The 18378-nt window shown below is 37.7% G+C and carries 15 protein-coding genes; all 15 read left to right on the top strand.

The features are described from left to right. The first annotated feature begins 7 nt into the window (after positions 1 to 7). Entirely contained in the window at positions 8 to 799 is a 792-nt protein-coding gene (locus MHH64_RS14850; protein ID WP_095308760.1) for a DUF3388 domain-containing protein, read from the top strand. Between the two features lie 166 nt (positions 800 to 965). Beyond that, entirely contained in the window at positions 966 to 1880 is a 915-nt protein-coding gene (locus MHH64_RS14845; RefSeq protein ID WP_118888903.1) for a helix-turn-helix domain-containing protein, read from the top strand. Between the two features lie 372 nt (positions 1881 to 2252). Beyond that, positions 2253 to 2834 (top strand): CDP-diacylglycerol--glycerol-3-phosphate 3-phosphatidyltransferase, encoded by a 582-nt coding sequence (gene pgsA / locus MHH64_RS14840; protein WP_095308764.1) that lies wholly within the window; start codon positions 2253 to 2255, stop codon positions 2832 to 2834. Then, positions 2831 to 4078 carry a competence/damage-inducible protein A gene (locus tag MHH64_RS14835; RefSeq protein WP_340001979.1) on the top strand — a complete coding sequence of 416 codons (1248 nt, stop codon included), beginning with the start codon at positions 2831 to 2833 and terminating at the stop codon, positions 4076 to 4078. The genes pgsA and MHH64_RS14835 overlap by 4 nt, the downstream gene beginning before the upstream one ends. A gap of 173 nt (positions 4079 to 4251) precedes the next feature. Next, the gene (gene recA / locus MHH64_RS14830) at positions 4252 to 5310 is read left to right on the top strand and encodes a recombinase RecA (protein ID WP_095308768.1); all 1059 of its coding nucleotides are present in this window, start codon (positions 4252 to 4254) and stop codon (positions 5308 to 5310) included. Between the two features lie 427 nt (positions 5311 to 5737). Beyond that, positions 5738 to 7300, top strand: a complete 1563-nt coding sequence (rny, locus tag MHH64_RS14825; protein WP_095308769.1) for a ribonuclease Y — start codon at positions 5738 to 5740, stop codon at positions 7298 to 7300. A 226-nt stretch (positions 7301 to 7526) separates the two neighbouring features. After that, the gene (locus tag MHH64_RS14820; protein WP_340001978.1) at positions 7527 to 8324 is read left to right on the top strand and encodes a TIGR00282 family metallophosphoesterase; all 798 of its coding nucleotides are present in this window, start codon (positions 7527 to 7529) and stop codon (positions 8322 to 8324) included. A gap of 104 nt (positions 8325 to 8428) precedes the next feature. Further along, positions 8429 to 8689 carry a stage V sporulation protein S gene (locus MHH64_RS14815; RefSeq protein ID WP_011066027.1) on the top strand — a complete coding sequence of 87 codons (261 nt, stop codon included), beginning with the start codon at positions 8429 to 8431 and terminating at the stop codon, positions 8687 to 8689. A gap of 148 nt (positions 8690 to 8837) precedes the next feature. Continuing rightward, positions 8838 to 10397, top strand: a complete 1560-nt coding sequence (gene miaB / locus MHH64_RS14810) for a tRNA (N6-isopentenyl adenosine(37)-C2)-methylthiotransferase MiaB (RefSeq protein WP_095308772.1) — start codon at positions 8838 to 8840, stop codon at positions 10395 to 10397. Position 10398: 1 nt separating this feature from the next. Next, positions 10399 to 10827, top strand: a complete 429-nt coding sequence (locus MHH64_RS14805; RefSeq protein WP_095308774.1) for a YlbF family regulator — start codon at positions 10399 to 10401, stop codon at positions 10825 to 10827. Between the two features lie 264 nt (positions 10828 to 11091). Beyond that, complete coding sequence (locus MHH64_RS14800) at positions 11092 to 11658, top strand: outer spore coat protein CotE (RefSeq protein WP_095308776.1); 567 nt, start codon at positions 11092 to 11094, stop codon at positions 11656 to 11658. Positions 11659 to 11818: 160 nt separating this feature from the next. Beyond that, on the top strand, positions 11819 to 14398 hold the full coding sequence (mutS, locus tag MHH64_RS14795; protein ID WP_340001976.1) for a DNA mismatch repair protein MutS: 2580 nt from the start codon (positions 11819 to 11821) through the stop codon (positions 14396 to 14398). A gap of 160 nt (positions 14399 to 14558) precedes the next feature. After that, the gene (gene mutL / locus MHH64_RS14790) at positions 14559 to 16424 is read left to right on the top strand and encodes a DNA mismatch repair endonuclease MutL (RefSeq protein WP_340001975.1); all 1866 of its coding nucleotides are present in this window, start codon (positions 14559 to 14561) and stop codon (positions 16422 to 16424) included. 534 nt (positions 16425 to 16958) lie between these two features. Next, entirely contained in the window at positions 16959 to 17408 is a 450-nt protein-coding gene (locus MHH64_RS14785; RefSeq protein WP_095308781.1) for a DNA starvation/stationary phase protection protein, read from the top strand. Positions 17409 to 17430: 22 nt separating this feature from the next. Next, the gene (gene miaA, locus MHH64_RS14780) at positions 17431 to 18363 is read left to right on the top strand and encodes a tRNA (adenosine(37)-N6)-dimethylallyltransferase MiaA (RefSeq protein WP_340001974.1); all 933 of its coding nucleotides are present in this window, start codon (positions 17431 to 17433) and stop codon (positions 18361 to 18363) included. Positions 18364 to 18378: the final 15 nt, after the last annotated feature.

Raw genomic sequence — 18378 nt, 5'->3', positions numbered from 1 at the left:
GCTTATGATGGATAGAACAGAATGGTACCTTGAATATGAAATTCAAATTAACCGTCCTGGTTTACTGGGTGATATTTCTTCTTTATTAGGAATGCTTTCGATTAATATTATTACAATAAATGGTGTGGAGAACGCTCGCAGAGGAATGCTGCTCTTATCGAAGCATGATGAGAACATAATGCGGTTAAAGTCCATTCTGCAAACAATGGATACGATTAAATTATTTAAATTACGGAAACCTAAGCTTAAAGATAAAATGGCAGTTCGTCATGGGAAATATATACACACTGATAACGATGATAGAAAAACGATTCGCTTTGTCCGAGATGAGCTGGGACTTCTTGTTGATTTTATGGCTGAACTCTATAAGCAAGATGGTCATAAACTAATCGGAATTCGCGGTATGCCACGGGTTGGCAAGACGGAATCGATTGTGGCTGCAAGTGTTTGTGCAAGTAAACGCTGGTTGTTTGTATCAAGTACAATGATTAAACAGACGGTTCGTAATCAATTAATTGAAGGAGAGTATAATCAAGATAATATTTATATTATTGACGGGGTTCTCTCCAAAAGAATGGCAAATGAGAAGCATTGGCAATTAATTCGCGAAATCATGCAGTTACCATCGGTTAAAGTAGTAGAACATCCAGATGTATTTGTGCAGTCTACCGAGTACAGTATGGATGATTTTGATTATATTATTGAGTTACGCACAGATGTAGATGAAGAGATTACATATGAACCGGTAGAACAAGATCGGTTCAGCAGTAATAATGGCTTTTCGATGTTTGATTTCTAAAAGTTCATGTTTAAAAAAGAGGATTATAAGGATCGAGAGGTTTGTGGGTCATAGTTTTTTGCCAGGCTTCCACAGGACTTGTCGGTACCTAGTCGAATTCCTCTGCTCTCGATGAGTCATTTTTACCGGACTTTTTGAACTACCTATAAAATGGAAGGTGTTATATATGGATGTAGGGGCGAAGCTGAAAGAGGCGCGTCTTGCTAGTGGATTATCTCTGGATAGTTTACAGGAAACGACAAAAATTCAAAAAAGATATTTAGTGGCAATCGAGGAAGGGAATCTGCATATTTTACCTGGTAAGTTCTATGCAAGAGCATTTATTAAGGAATATGCAAATGCAGTCGGACTGAATCCGAACGAATTAGTAGAAGAACATAAAGAAGAAATTCCTAGTACAGAAGAAGAAAACGTACAATATACAAGAATGCAGCGGACAAGGAAAGAAAATCAGACGGAGAAATCATCCGGTGGCATATCTTCATTAATTCCAACTATAATAGTGGTCTTATTGATTGTCGGTATTGTCTTTGTTGCTTGGTGGTTTATTCGAGAAAACATGGCTGGGGATTCAACGAATCCTGTAGAGGAACCGGATGATAATGTTATTATTACGAATCCAAATGATACTGGAACAGGCAATGACGGTGCTGAAGATGAAGCAGATGGTTCAGATGAAAATACAAACGATGAAGAAAATGAAGATGAAACGCAAGAAGAATCAAATGAACAATCAGACCCTGAGTTTACGGTTACAGAGGAAGGAACTGGTTCTCAACCTGTTTCTACAATTGAAATGGCGAATGCTGGCGAAAAGGTAATCATTACATTGGAGTCTGCTGACCCTGAACATCATACATGGTTAGAAATCAGAGAAGAAGGTGGGGAAGCTTTCTATAATAGTAGTTTTTCTGCTGATGAATCACCGGTAGAAATTGATATCAGTGATGCCGAGACAATCTCATTTAATGTTGGGTATGCTCCTGCTTTAAAAATTTCTATTAATGGTGTTGAGCTGGAGTATCCTGTTGATGCTGGGCAGTATGTACACCAACGCTTGAATTTAAGTATTACGCGTTAACTATAGCATTTATGTTTTATATGGTGGATCGTTGTAGAAACTGAATACCATAGATAAAGTGAAACTTCATAAGGTAGGTTGTCTACTGCATGTAAGTTGAACAGATTCAGGAATTTATGGGCTGTCTATACCACAAGGGTATTACAGCCCGTTAATGTGTGATAAAACCCTTCCCTTTACCTATGTGGAAGGGTTTTTATATCATTTTTGAGTTAGGAAGTCCATAAGTGCAACTGAGACATTGGCCTAAAAATCCTGTACTCAAAAGTATAAGGGCTGCTAAGAAAGCAAAGATTGCTTACGTAAGAATCCCTTTAACGAATGCCAAGTTTTCAATCAATCAATTTTAAAAAATTAGGAGGAAACAAACAAATGAATTTACCAAATCGACTCACATTATCACGTATTATGATGATACCCATTTTTATACTTTTACTTAGCTTACCTTTGGATTGGGGTACTTGGGACATCGGTGCGGCAGACTTACCTATAGCACATTTTATTGCTGCATTGATTTTTATTATCGCAGCAGGAACCGATTGGATAGATGGTTATTATGCTAGAAAATTTAATTTAGTTACCAATCTAGGTAAGTTTATGGATCCCTTAGCAGACAAATTACTTGTTTCAGCTGCGCTTATTTTGTTAATTGAAATGGGATTAGCTCCTGCATGGGTTGTTATCATTATTATAAGCAGGGAATTTGCAGTAACTGGACTACGCCTTGTAGCTGCAGGTGAAGGAATTGTACTTGCTGCAGGAAAAATGGGTAAATTGAAAACAGCTACACAAATGATTGCAATCGCAGTTTTATTGCTGCATAACTTCCCGTTTGCTTATATTGACTTTCCGTTTGGTATAATTATGTTATATATCGCATTGTTCTTTACAGTAGTTTCTGGTATTGATTATTTCGTCAAAAATTGGCATGTGATGAAGGAGTCGAACAAATGAAACAATTGAAGGCTGAAATTGTAGCAGTTGGGACAGAGTTGTTGCTTGGGCAGATCGCGAATACGAATGCACAATGGTTATCTCAGCAACTGGCACAGTATGGGATTAATGTCTATAATCATGCTGTCGTGGGTGATAATTTAAACCGTGTTGAAGAGGCTTTTTTGCAAGCGCAAAATAGATCCGATATTATTATCGTTACTGGTGGGCTCGGTCCAACCGATGATGATTTAACAAGAGAGGCATTCCAGCAAATAAGTAAGCTGGAAATGGTGGAGCATAAAGCAACACTTGATAAAATTGAAAGGTATTTTAAAAATCATACTTCAAAGATGACTCCAAACAATCGCAAGCAAGCACGAATTTTTAAGGGGTGCACTGTATTGGAAAATAATGCAGGAATGGCACCGGGCATGAAAGTAGAACTGGAAGGAAGGGTATGGTTTTTCCTTCCTGGAGTTCCAAGGGAAATGAAACGGATTACAACGGACGAAATTGTGCCGTTTTTACGTGATTTGACTGGTGATGAGCAGATGATAAAATCATTAGTGCTGAAATTTATAGGTATTGGTGAGTCAACACTGGAACATGAATTAAAAGATCTAATTATTGCCCAGAGTAATCCTACTATCGCTCCCCTTGCTCAGGATGATGGCGTCGTTATTCGATTAACCGCAAAAGGGGCATCAGAGAAGCAGCTTGATGAACTGCTCGGAAAAACAAAAGAGCAGATTTTAGCAAGGGTTGGAGGTCACTTCTTTGGAGAAAATGATCAAACAATCGAGCAAGTCATTGTAGAGTTACTTCTGAAACAAAATAAAAAAATGGCAGCTGCTGAAAGTTTAACTGGAGGGATGTTTACAGAAAAAATCATATCTGTTAGCGGCGCTTCTCGTGTGTGTTCAGGTGGACTTGTTTGCTATGATACAGCAATCAAACGAAATATACTTGGTGTCACTGAGCAAACCATTCAGGAAAAAGGGACTGTAAGCGAAGCGTGTGCCTATGAGATGGCAGAACAGATCCGAATCAAGTTTGCTTCCCAGATTGGCATTGGTTTTACAGGAGTAGCCGGACCAGATGAAATGGAAGGTCAGCCAGTAGGAAAAGTGTATATTGCTATTTCTGATAAAAATGGCTACAAAAAAGTAGAGTCATTTTTATTCAATGGCGCACGTTCTGCAGTCCGCAAAAGGGCTTGTTTAAAGGGGTTAGAACTTTTGTTTAATTACTTAAAATCATAATTTAGACCAGCCTATACAATAAAAAATAATATTTAAGCGATTCAATACTATTAAAACTACGAATCTTGGATAATTTTTACTTCGAAAATATAAGAACATCTATTCGTTTTTTACTTGGCAAATACCGAAAAAACATGTATGATGAATATAGATAAATCAAGGAGGTAGTTTCGTTGAGTGATAGAAAACAAGCTTTAGATATGGCTTTGAGACAAATAGAGAAACAATTTGGTAAAGGCTCCATTATGAAACTAGGTGAAAATGAAGCTCAGAAAATAGCAACGATACCTAGTGGATCGTTGGCATTGGATGTTGCACTAGGTATTGGTGGATATCCTAGAGGAAGAGTTATTGAAATATATGGTCCGGAGTCATCAGGTAAAACAACTGTGGCACTGCATGCAATCGCTGAGGCGCAAAAGCAGGGTGGACAAGCTGCGTTTATTGATGCCGAGCATGCATTAGATCCCATTTATGCGAGAGCCTTAGGTGTAAATATTGATGAGTTGCTTTTATCACAGCCTGACACGGGTGAGCAAGCACTAGAAATTGCTGAAGCACTTGTACGAAGTGGTGCTGTAGATATTATCGTTGTTGACTCGGTAGCGGCCCTCGTACCAAAAGCAGAAATCGAAGGAGACATGGGAGACGCACATGTTGGATTACAGGCGCGGCTAATGTCACAAGCATTAAGAAAGCTTTCTGGAGCAATTAATAAATCAAAAACAACAGCTATTTTCATTAACCAAATTCGTGAAAAAGTTGGGGTTATGTTCGGAAACCCAGAGACAACACCAGGTGGACGTGCACTTAAATTCTATTCTTCTGTTCGTTTAGAAGTACGTCGTGCAGAAACGCTAAAAGCTGGAAATGATGCGGTTGGGAATAGAGCTAGAATTAAAGTTGTTAAAAATAAAGTCGCTCCGCCATTCAAACAAGCCGAAGTCGACATTATGTATGGTAAGGGAATTTCGAAAGAAGGAGAAATTCTTGATATCGGTTCTGAGTTGGATGTTGTGCTTAAGAGTGGTGCATGGTATTCCTACAAGGGAGAAAGACTAGGTCAGGGCCGTGAAAACTCGAAGCAATTCCTATTAGAAAACGAACCAATCATGAATGAAATTCATGGTGAAATTCGTAAGCACTATAACCTGGATGATGACGGTACAGAAGCAGAAGGAAAAGCAAGTGACAGCAAGGAAACAACTGAGCAGGAAACTTTGGATATGTAAGCATATAAAACCTTGATCGGTTGCTTATCGCCTGATCAAGGTTTTTCAATTTGTAAATTATAAATGTTGAATGTTGTGGACAGCATAGCTACTGCAACAGCTATGTCCAGCGCCTAGCGAGACTTCTCTAACCTTGGTACGTCCCTATTCGAGCGCTTCCGCTTTTATTCTTTTGTAGGTTCAAGCGAAAAATAGTACAGCTTAAATATACTGATTTATTCATAATTTCAAAGACTAAAACCACAATCTGGAAAGTTTTTATACATATAGTTGTGGGTTTTCTTGACATTAGCTGTTTTCACAATTAAAATTAAAGATGTATAATTTTATAATTCTATTATAAAGTTACTTTAATGTTTAATGCATTCAGAATGTTACATGCCGACAATATGAATTGTACAATTTTATAGCAATAGGAGGTGAAATCATGGACATTATTCTTTTAATCATCTCCATTTTGCTTGCTCTGATCGTCGGTATTGTTGTTGGTTATCTGATACGTAAATCTATTGCAGAAGCTAAAATTTCCAGTGCGGAAACCTTCGCAAAACAAAAGATGGAAGAAGCTCGCAGAAATGCAGATGCGATTAAAAAAGAAGCGCTTCTTGAAGCAAAGGATGAAAATCACAAGCTTCGTCAGCAGACAGAAGAAGAGTTACGTGAGCGACGTTCCGAAGCTCAAAAACAGGAAAACCGTCTGATGCAAAAAGAAGAAAACCTGGACAGAAAAAGTGAAACATTAGACAAGCGTGAATTAATGTTAGAGAAGAAAGAACAATCTTTAACAGACAGACAACAACAAATTGAAGAAATGGAAAGCAAAGTGGAAGCTATGAAACAAGAGCAGCAAACTGAGCTTGAGCGCATTTCAGGATATACAACTGACCAGGCTAGGCAGATTATTTTAGAACGAATCGAAAAAGAAACGAAACACGAAGCTGCTGTAATGATTAAGGAAGCTGAAAATCGAGCGAAAGAAGAGTCGGATAAGAAGGCGAAAAGTCTCCTATCTTTAGCTTTACAGCGCTGTGCTGCTGATCATGTTGCAGAGACAACCGTTTCTGTCGTAAACCTTCCGAATGATGAAATGAAAGGTCGTATTATTGGACGAGAAGGTCGTAACATACGGACTTTAGAAACGTTAACAGGTATTGATTTGATTATTGATGATACACCTGAAGCGGTTATATTATCTGGTTTCGATCCAATCAGGCGAGAAACTGCTCGAATGGCACTAGAAAAGCTGGTGCAGGATGGTCGAATTCATCCTGCGAGAATCGAAGAGATGGTGGAGAAGGCCAGACGGGAAGTTGACGAATATATACGCGAAGTTGGAGAAGAGACAACGTTTGAAGTTGGAATACATGGGTTACATCCAGATCTAGTTAAAATACTCGGTCGTCTAAAATATCGTACAAGCTATGGGCAAAATGTGCTGAAACACTCAACAGAGGTTGCTTACTTATCTGGATTGCTTGCTGCAGAACTTGGCGAGGACGTGACGTTAGCAAAAAGGGCTGGATTACTTCATGATATTGGAAAGGCAATTGATCATGAGGTGGAAGGCAGTCATGTTGAGATAGGAAAAGAGCTAGCAATCAAGTACAAAGAGCACGAGGTTGTCATTAATTCGATTGCATCCCATCATGGAGATGAAGAAGCTACTTCAGTTATTGCGGTCCTGGTAGCCGCAGCCGATGCATTATCTGCTGCAAGACCAGGTGCAAGAAGTGAGACACTTGAAAATTATATCAAACGTTTAGAAAAGCTTGAGGAAATTTCGGAGTCCTTTGAAGGAGTAGAGAAATCATTCGCTATCCAGGCTGGTAGAGAAATTCGAATTATGGTAAGACCTGATGAAATTGATGATATTGAATCTGTTCGCGTAGCACGTGATATACGAAAACGGATAGAATCAGAACTCGATTATCCTGGTCACATTAAAGTGACTGTTATTCGGGAAACAAGAGCAGTTGAATATGCGAAGTAAGAAGAGCACAGACATCCTAAATGGTGTCTGTGCTCTTTTGCATGTTAGGTGCTATATATCTTTATTAACAGCCAACTGGAATGAATTTGGAATCTGGCTCGTGAAACTCATGCTTATCGTTGATGGAAAAAAACTTTTTAGACGATTGCCCCTTCGTGCTATCTTTTGACAATCAGCTTGCAATATGAAAAACTTATACTATTATAAACGATAGGATGATAGAACGATGAGAATACTATTTATTGGTGATGTTGTTGGTTCACCAGGGCGTGATATGGTGCAAGAATATTTACCTCGATTGAAGGAAAAATATCGCCCAAATATGACAATTATCAACGGCGAAAATGCTGCTTCTGGTAAGGGGATAACAGAAAAGATTTATAAACAATTTTTAGAATGGGGAGCTCAAGTAATTACGCTGGGTAACCATACGTGGGACAAAAAAGAAATCTTTGAATTTATTGATGATGCGAAATATATGATTCGTCCAGCTAACTTTCCAGAAAATAATCCAGGAAAAGGGATTGTGTATATTAATCTAAATGGAAAAGAAGTAGCTGTTATTAATCTTCAAGGACGGACCTTTCTTCCGGCAATTGATGATCCATTTCAAAAAGCAGATCTATTAATCGAAGAAGCTAAAAAAAGAACGAATCTTATTTTTGTTGATTTTCATGGAGAGGCAACAAGTGAAAAACAAGCAATGGGCTGGTATTTAGACGGGAGAGTAAGCGCAGTAGTTGGAACACACACACATACGCAAACTGCGGACGAACGTATTTTACTAGGTGGAACAGCATATATATCAGATGTCGGGATGACGGGTCCTTATGATGGGATTTTAGGGGTGGATCGTGAAGCTGTGTTGAAACGGTTTTTAACATCATTACCAGTGCGTTTTGAAATTACAAAGTCGGGTAGAACACAATTAAATGGAATTGTGGTTACAATTGATGATAATTCGGGTAAAGCAACTAAGATAGAACGAATTATCATCAATGACGATCACCCATTCTTCGGTTGATTCATTGAATTCTTCTAACTTAGATACATTATAGGGAATAAGCTAACATCTCCACGAATATAGTAGCAATATAACTACAATAGCGCATGAAGGAGGTACTAGTAATGGAAGTATTAAAAGTTTCAGCTAAATCAAATCCAAATTCAGTAGCAGGCGCACTTGCGAATGTCTTAAGGGAGCGCGGCACAGCGGAAATTCAGGCGATAGGTGCGGGAGCACTTAATCAATCTGTGAAAGCAGTAGCCATTGCAAGAGGGTTTGTCGCACCAAGCGGAGTGGATTTAATTTGTATCCCTGCATTTACGGATATTTTAATTGACAATGAAGAACGCACGGCCATTAAGTTAATTGTTGAACCAAGATAATGTGACGAATTTGGCAACCTTCCTATTATCGTAGGAAGGTTTTTATTTGCTCTCTAGTTAGAAGTATTGTTAAATTTAGTTAGAAGCTTTATACTTTACTATTGTATACCTATACATAATGTGAAATTGACCTGAAAGGAGTTTCTTGATGAACGAAGAACAACGAAAACAACAAGCTCAAATTATACCAATAGATAATAACATAGAACGAATTAAAAATACGTCAAGTGATGAAATGATCTCAAAATATTTCCAGACAAGTTATGAACCACAATCTCCGGATATTAAAAAGGCAAGAAAGCGTCGGAATGAAGACGTTCAAATTCATTATGATTTTGCTATTCCAGAAGATGTAGCTACTATTGGAAAAGGAAAGAAGTTTTTAATTCGCACCTATGGTTGTCAAATGAATGAACATGATACAGAAGTGATGGCTGGTATTTTAACTGAAATGGGTTATGAACCTACGTCCGATACAAACGATGCTGACATTATTTTGTTAAACACATGTGCCATTCGTGAAAATGCAGAGAATAAAGTATTTGGTGAAATCGGCCATTTAAAACCGCTTAAATTAGAAAAACCTGATCTGATCATAGGGGTCTGTGGCTGTATGTCCCAGGAAGAATCTGTAGTAAATCGAATTTTAAAGAAGCATCAGCATATCGACCTTATTTTTGGAACGCATAATATCCATCGCTTACCACAGTTAGTGAAAGAAGCGTTATTTGGAAAAGAAATGATCGTTGAAGTATGGTCAAAAGAAGGGGATGTTATTGAAAACCTTCCAAAGGTCCGTAATGGAAAGATCAAAGCGTGGGTAAACATTATGTATGGCTGTGATAAGTTCTGTACCTATTGTATTGTGCCAATGACACGTGGTAAAGAAAGAAGTCGCCGCCCACAAGATATTATCCAGGAGGTGCGTCATTTAGTCGCACAAGGCTATCAAGAAGTAACATTACTAGGTCAAAATGTAAATGCATATGGAAAAGATTTTGAGGACATTGAATATGGACTTGGAGATTTAATGAATGCTATTCATAAGATTGATATTCCACGAGTGCGTTTTACAACTTCTCATCCAAGAGACTTCGATGATCGTTTAATTGAAGTATTAGCACAAGGTGGAAATTTACTGGATCATATTCATCTTCCTGTACAATCTGGAAGCAGTGAAATCCTTAAGAAAATGAATCGTAAATATACGAGAGAAGATTATTTGGAATTAGTTCGTAAAATACGTAAAGCTATACCTAACGTAACACTGACAACTGATATTATTGTTGGCTTCCCAAATGAAACAGAAGAGCAATTTGAAGAGACAATGACCTTAATGGAAGAGGTTGGCTTTGAAGCTGCTTACACCTATATTTACTCTCCACGTGAAGGTACACCAGCAGCAAGGAAAAAAGATGATGTGCCAGAATCAGTGAAAAAGCAACGTCTTTATCGGTTAAATGAGCTTGTTAATAAACAATCGGCTGAGTCTATGAAAACATACAAAGGGAAAACGGTTAAAGTGCTTGTAGAAGGCGAGAGTAAGAAAGACCCAGATGTACTTGCAGGTTATACAGAAAAAAATAAGCTTGTTAACTTTAAAGGACCAAGATCATCCATTGGGAAAATTGTAGAAGTTGAAATAACCGAAGCAAAAACATGGTCATTAGATGGTGTAATGGTTGAAAACACAGTTGAGGTGAATTAAAATGGCTGAATATACTCGCAAAGAAGTACTAGATGAAGCAAAAAAGCTGGCAACAATGTTGGCAAATACGGAAGAAATTGATCGTTTTAAGCAGGTGGAAGCTAAACTTAATGAGAATCAAAAGGTTCAAAAGCTGATTCAAAAAATTAAAACGCTGCAAAAACAGGCTGTTAATTTTCAAGCGTATGAAAAAAGAGAAGCTTTAAAGCGAATTGAATCTGAGATTGATCGACTGCAAGAAGAGATTGACAGTATTCCAGTTGTTCAGGAATTTAAAGAGACGCAAATTGTTGTAAATGATGTTTTACAACTCGTTTCAAAAACAATCTCACGTGAAGTGACGAATAACGTCATTGAATCCACTGGGGGAGATTTACTAGCGGGTGAAACTGGATCCAAAACAAATGATAAATCTGGCTGTAGCCATTAAGCATAAAAGCGGAAGTCTCGCTACTGCTTTAACAGAAAAGCCAGGCAATTTTATTTAAATTGCCTGGCTTTTTTCTATTGTGTAGATCAAAAGTTCACAAAGTATATGTAATTGGAATAAGCTACTGAGACAATCCAAAACGCCTAGAAGTAATAATTAAAGTACTTAAAAAACCTACTATTCCTGGTTTTAATGAAATGCTATGCACTTTAGGTATTTGTCTTGCATAAAATGACTATGAAAAAAGAGGAGGTAAAAGTAATCATGACTTTTCTAGATAAAGAATATAGAGAAATCATAACAAAAGCAGTCTGTGGAAAAGGACGTAAGTTCACGCAGGATTCCCATGCCATCTCACCATCGCATAGACCTTCCAGTATATTAGGTTGCTGGGTAATCAATCATTTATATAATGCCAAGAAAAAATCAGAGGACACGGTAGAAATTAACGGTAGCTACGATATAAATGTCTGGTACTCGTACAATGACAACACGAAAACAGAAGTAGTTACAGAAAGAGTAACTTATAGTGATATCATCCCCCTATCCATTAAAGATGAAAAATCAATTAATAACGAATACGATGTCATTGCTAAAGTTATTCAACAACCGAATTGTTTGGAATGCAAGATCGCTAGTAATGGAAATAAAGTCACAATCGAAATTGAACGTGAATTTATTGTCCAAATAATTGGTGATACAAAAGTGTTTGTAAGAGTAAATCCGAATTGGGAGAAAACGGAAGAAGACGATGATGAAGCGTGGGATTTCGAAATGACAGAAGATGAAGCAAAGGATGTTAAGCCAGATTTTTTCCAAAAGAAAGACTAAAAAATGCGAGGGATAATACTCTCGCTTTTTTATTTTTTCAGCATAAGTAAAGCGTACGATCGTGTTTCATCATTTTCAGTGTAATTTTTCGTTTCTACTATTGAGGCTGATTTATGCTATAATTGCAGAAGAATATTTTTGGGCAGTTGGAGGATTTACGATGGCTAAGCTTACACCAATGATGGAACAATATATGAAAATAAAAGCAGAATATAAAGATGCATTCCTTTTTTACAGATTGGGTGATTTTTATGAAATGTTTTATGAAGATGCAATTGATGCTGCTAGGGAGTTAGAAATTACCCTTACAAAAAGAGGTGGGGGAAAGAGTGAAGCAGAAATTCCGATGTGTGGAATCCCGCACCATTCTGCTGAAAATTACATAAAAACATTAATTGAAAAAGGATATAAAGTTGCGATTTGCGAACAAGTAGAGGATCCGAAAACAGCAAAAGGAGTAGTAAAAAGGGAAGTTGTTCAGCTGATTACACCGGGAACAGTAATGGAAAGCAATATGCTAAAAGAAGGAGAAAACAACTATATAGCAAGTCTCTCCCATTTTAAGGATGGTTCCTATGTAGTTGCTTATAATGATCTATCTACGGGTGAGAATAACCTTGCATTAATTAACGGTGGGTGGGATTCGGTTCTTCATGAACTGTTTAATCAGCCGATTCGAGAGATTGTTATTTCTTCCAATTTACCGGAAGAAATGCAGCTGCAACTGAAAGAAAGATTGAATATTACACTGTCATATCAAAATGAAGTAGCGTTCAGTGCGGAATATCGTAATCTAAGTGAGAACTTAAATGATGAACGTTTAATGAAAGCATTTAGTCGTCTATTGAATTATATTCAAGATACACAAAAGAGATCCCTCGACCATCTGCAGCCTGCAGAAGTTATTAGGTTAAAGGATCATCTCTCACTTGATATGTATTCCAAACGAAATTTAGAATTGACAGAAACGATTATGAAAAAGGGAAAACACGGTAGTCTGCTTTGGGTACTAGATAAAACTGCTACTGCAATGGGATCACGAATGCTCAAAAAATGGTTAGAACGACCATTGCTTGATCAGAATCAAATTGAAGCGCGTCTCGAAGCGGTTGAAGGATTTTATCGTGGTTTTATGGAGCGCGATACATTGCGTGAGGTTTTGAAATCCGTTTATGACCTCGAACGTTTAGCTGGAAGAATCGCATTCGGTAATGTGAACGCTAGAGACCTAATTCAGTTAAAAGTATCGCTGCAAAAGATTCCGGAATTGAAGAATACATTAGAGCAGTTTCAGGTAAAGGAACTTAGCAAACTTGCCGAACAACTTGTCTATCCTGAATATCTTGTTACATTATTAGATGATAGTCTTGTAGAAAACCCACCAATATCGATTAAAGAAGGATCGATTATTAAGAATGGCTATAATGAAACATTGGATACCTATCGGGATGCTTCTAAGAATGGGAAAACCTGGATTGCAGAACTTGAGAAAAAAGAAAGAGAAGAAACCAACATTAAATCCTTAAAAGTGGGCTATAATCGGGTATTCGGCTATTATATCGAAGTGACAAAAGCTAATATTCACCTTTTGCCTGAAGGTAGATATGAGCGAAAACAAACATTAACAAATGCAGAACGTTATATTACTCCTGAGCTGAAAGAAAAAGAAGTTCTCATCCTAGAAGCAGAAGAAAAAAGTGTTGATTTAGAATATACATTGTTTATCGAAATCAGAGAGAAAATAAAAACGCATATTCCTGAACTTCAGCAACTTGCAGAGGTTGTAAGTAAAATTGATGTATTACAAGGATTTGCAACAGTTAGTGAGGAAAATAATTACCAGCGTCCAACATTTGAAGGTACCAAATTAATGATTAAAAATGGTCGCCATCCGGTTGTAGAGCAAGTTATGAAAGAGGGCTTATTTGTACCGAATGATATTACATTGGATGAGGACAAGCGTATCTTGTTAATTACTGGTCCGAATATGTCAGGCAAGAGTACATATATGCGGCAACTAGCATTAACAGCTATTATGGGACAGATTGGTTGTTTTGTCCCTTGTGAAGAGGCTGAATTAATTATTTTTGATCAAATATTTACTCGTATAGGAGCAGCAGATGATTTGGTTTCAGGACAAAGTACATTCATGGTTGAGATGCTGGAAGCGAAGCATGCAATTGCAAATGCAACCGATCGAAGTTTGATTCTCTTGGATGAAATCGGACGAGGAACAAGCACATACGATGGAATGGCCTTAGCACAAGCTATTGTTGAATATATTCATAATAATATTCATGCTAAGACATTATTTTCTACCCATTATCATGAGCTGACGGCACTGGAGAATTCATTGTCAAATCTTAAAAATATCCATGTTCGTGCAGAAGAAAATGAAGGAACAGTTGTGTTTTTACACCAGATTAAAGAAGGTGCAGCAGATCAAAGCTATGGCATTCATGTTGCAAAGCTTGCTGAGCTGCCGGATGCTTTAATTGAACGAGCTACCGTCATTTTAGAGGAATTAGAAAGTGATGATAAACCAACACCGAGGACAGAAAAAATAGAAGATGGTCAATTAAGTTTCTTCGTTGAGGAAAAGCTTCCTGCAAAAAAAGAAAAGCAGTCTGCTAAGCAGCATATGGTTGTAACGGAATTAAAAGATTTAAATCTATTTGAACTGACACCATTGGAAGCAATGAATGAATTGTACAGATTACAGAAAATGGTGAAGCAATAAAATATGTGTTCAAAAGGAGCATAAAAAGGAACGAGATTGGCTAGTAGGTTAGAGGCGGCGAAGTTTTTGCGTGCGATACGGACTTGCACAGGATGTGATGTTCTCCACGTTCCTTTTTACCGGACTTATGAACTGTTTCAAAAAAGAAAGGATTTTTTGCATGCCTATTATACAAATGTCTGAGAGTCTCGCAAACAAAATAGCAGCAGGAGAAGTTGTTGAACGACCGGCTTCTGTCGTAAAAGAGCTCGTGGAAAATAGCATCGATGCAAACAGTACTTGGATTAAGGTAGATATCGTTGAAGCCGGCTTACAGCAGATTAAGATTACTGATAATGGTGACGGAATGTCCGAGCAAGATGCAACGAAAGCGTTCCTCCGGCATGCTACAAGTAAAATAAAAAACGAAACGGATTTATTCCATGTGAAAACCCTTGGATTTCGTGGAGAGGCTTTAGCTAGTATAGCTTCTGTTAGTAAACTAATTGTTAAAACCTCACAGGGTGATTCGGCAAGTACTTTTCTAGCTTTAGAAGGCGGAAAGGTATTAGAAAAAAAGAAGTCCGATGCACGTAAAGGAACGGAAATCATCGTAGAGAATCTTTTTTTTAATACGCCAGCTCGATTAAAGTATATGAAAAGTTTGCACACGGAATTAGGTCACATTACAGACCTGCTAAATCGATTAGCCCTATCCCATCCAGAAATACGCTTTGAGGCGACACATAATGGGAAAGGTTTATTCAAAACAGCTGGAACTGGTGACGTACTTCAAGTTATTTCACAAATTTATGGAATGAATATTGCTAAAAAAATGCTCCCAATTAAGCATGAGACCCTTGATTTTTCAATTGGAGGCTATATTGCCAAGCCTGAAGTAACAAGGGCTTCACGAGCCTATATCTCTACTATTATAAATGGACGCTATATACGAAGTGTAGCATTGAACCAAGCAATTATTCGTGCTTACCATACGCTTTTGCCAATTGGGCGGTCACCCATTGTTGTGTTATCAATCAAAATGGATCCAATTCTGGTCGATGTGAACGTCCATCCAACGAAGCTTGAGGTTCGATTTAGTAAAGATAGGGAATTGTTTACAGCAATTGAAGAAACGATTAAACAAAAATTTCGAGAAATAACATTAATACCAGAAATGGAAAGAAAAGTGACACCGAAAGAGAAATCGGTCCAACATACGATGAATTTTGATAATCCTGTAGTGGAGAGAGAGCGTGAGAACGGAGGGTTGCAGTCGAAAGAACAGCTGGTAAAATACAATCCACCAGTCAATGAGGTTCGAGAGCCTGATGCTTCTTCCGTTGAATACGAAGAAAAATATACAGCAACGAAAGATGAAGCGGATACTGAAGAGAGTTTTCCTGCCGCATCCTATATAGAGACACCAGTGGTAGAGCAACAGCCTATAGAAGTCGATCAACAACGTGTGCCGACTATGTATCCTATTGGTCAGTTACAAGGAACTTATATCCTGGCTCAAAATGAAAATGGACTTTATATGATTGATCAGCATGCTGCGCAGGAACGAATCAAATACGAATTCTTTAAAGAGAAATTAGGTAAGCCTATGAATGAATCACAGGAATTGCTTTTACCGATGACCTTTGAATTCTCAAAACGAGAAGCAATATTTATTGAGCAATATAAAGAAAGTTTTGAGAAAGTAGGTTTGTTTTTCGAAGCTTTTGGGAATCAAACCTATGTAATTCGCTCACACCCAAATTGGTTTCCGATAGGGTTTGAGGAAGAAGTTATACGTGAGATGGTCGAGCAAATTATGAATGAAGAGAAAGTGAATGTGGAATTGATTCGTGAAGAAGCAGCAATTCTAATGTCCTGTAAACGTTCCATCAAAGCAAACCATTATTTAAAGCAGGAAGAAATGTTTCGACTCCTGGAAGACTTGCGAACGACAACCGATCCATTCACATGCCCACATGGCAGGCCAATTATTGTTCACTTTTCGACGTATGAACTGGAAAAAATGTTCAAGCGCGTTATGTAACCAACCATTGTCCGTAAAGTAAAGTTTTTGTTTTGATTAGTTTAGAATCACTATAAGCCCAAGTTTTTTTGTAACCTAGTTAAGTAGTATTTGAAAGAAACTCCAAACTAGTGATTATTTGCTAATCTGTGCAACAATCGCCGTCCGGGATCGCTCCGGGCGGATGCTTTCCGTGGGCACGGGGCTTCAGCCTCTCCGGAAGAAACCCGCTTCCGGTGAGTCTTCAGACACGCGCTATTCCCACTGGAGTCACGCCCTGCGCTCACCCGGACTGGTAGCACATCGATATCGTGTTTATTAATTCCACAAGTAATAATTGGTGAGCATATACTAGCGAAGTATATTTCCAGAGCGGGTAGACGCACAATCCATTTAAATACACTAATCCACAGTTTATATATTATAAGAATCATTCGGATTACAGTTGGAACTTCTTAATCTGTACGGGAGTTAAATTCGATATGTATAAATTGTTCACACCATGCCAAAGCTAACACTATGCATTATTGCAAATACATTTTAGGTGTGTGTAAAGTGGAAAATCAAAAGCTAGTTAATTTCTTAAATCAATTACTGTCAAACTACTTTATTATGTATGTAAAATTACACCGCTACCATTGGTTTGTTCAAGGTAGACATTTCTTTCAGTTACATGAAAAGATGGAGGAATTATATACACGATTTGCGACAGATATTGATGAAATCGCAGAACGGGTTTTAATGATTGATGGAAAGCCACTTGCTACTATGAGCAAATATTTAAAAGAAGCAACATTGGATGAAGCTAACGCAGATGATAAAGAGGAAGAGATCATCCAACAATTAATTCACGATTTCGCTCAAATCATATCGGAAATGAAACAGACAGGCATTCCGCTTGCTGGGGAATTAAATGATGAACCAACATCAGATTTGTTAATAACATTACAAGGCCAGTTAGAGAAAGATGTCTGGATGTTAAAGGCTTATATAGCTTATGAATAAAAACGTAATTTAGGGGAATACTATGAAAAAAAATGTAGTCGCAATTATAGGACCGACCGCTGTTGGCAAAACAAAATTAAGCATTGAGCTTGCAAAACGATTTAATGGTGAAATTATCAGCGGAGACTCTATGCAAGTATACAAAGGACTAGATATTGGTACAGCAAAAATTAAGCAGGCGGAAATGCAAGGTATTCCGCATCATATGCTTGATATAAGAGAGCCAGATGAGGACTTCTCTGCTGCTGATTTTAAGGAGCTGGTACAGCAATACATTGCTGAAATTACAGCACGAGGAAAGTTGCCGATTATTGTTGGTGGGAGTGGATTGTATATACAGGCCGCCCTTTATGATTATAATTTTTCAGATCGTAAAAGGGACCCTCTACTTACTAAAGAGATGGAGGAAATAGTTGAGTTAGAAGGAATTATGCCGTTATATCAGCGGCTAGAGCAAATTGATCCAGAGCAAGCTAAGAAAATTCATCCAAATAACCACCGACGGGTTATTCGTGCATTGGAAATCTATGAAACAACTGGAATGACAATGAGTGAATACGAAAAAAACCAAGTGATGGAATCACCTTATAACCCGATATTGCTTGGATTAGAAATGCCAAGAGCGCTATTATATGAGCGAATCAACGATCGAGTAGATCAAATGATTGAGAAAGGTTTAAAAACAGAAGTAAAAAAAGTGTATGATGAAGGATATGCCAGCTGTCAATCGATGAAAGCGATCGGTTATAAGGAATGGATCAGCTACTTTAAAGGTGAACAAAGTTTAGAGGGAACGGTTGAATTGCTGAAACGAAATTCAAGAAGATATGCAAAAAGACAATATACATGGTTCAAAAACAAAATGGATGTTACATGGTATTCTGTAACTCCTTCCACAATTGATGAAGATTTTACATTAATTTTCGAGGAATTAGCAGGAATTTTGAAAAAATGATAGAATTAATACATA

The organism is Oceanobacillus sp. FSL K6-0127, assembly GCF_037983385.1.
GTDB classification, from domain to species: Bacteria; Bacillota; Bacilli; order Bacillales; family Amphibacillaceae; genus Oceanobacillus; species Oceanobacillus profundus.
Note: the sequence above shows the minus strand (reverse complement) of the source record. Positions and strands in the feature narration are given on the sequence as shown.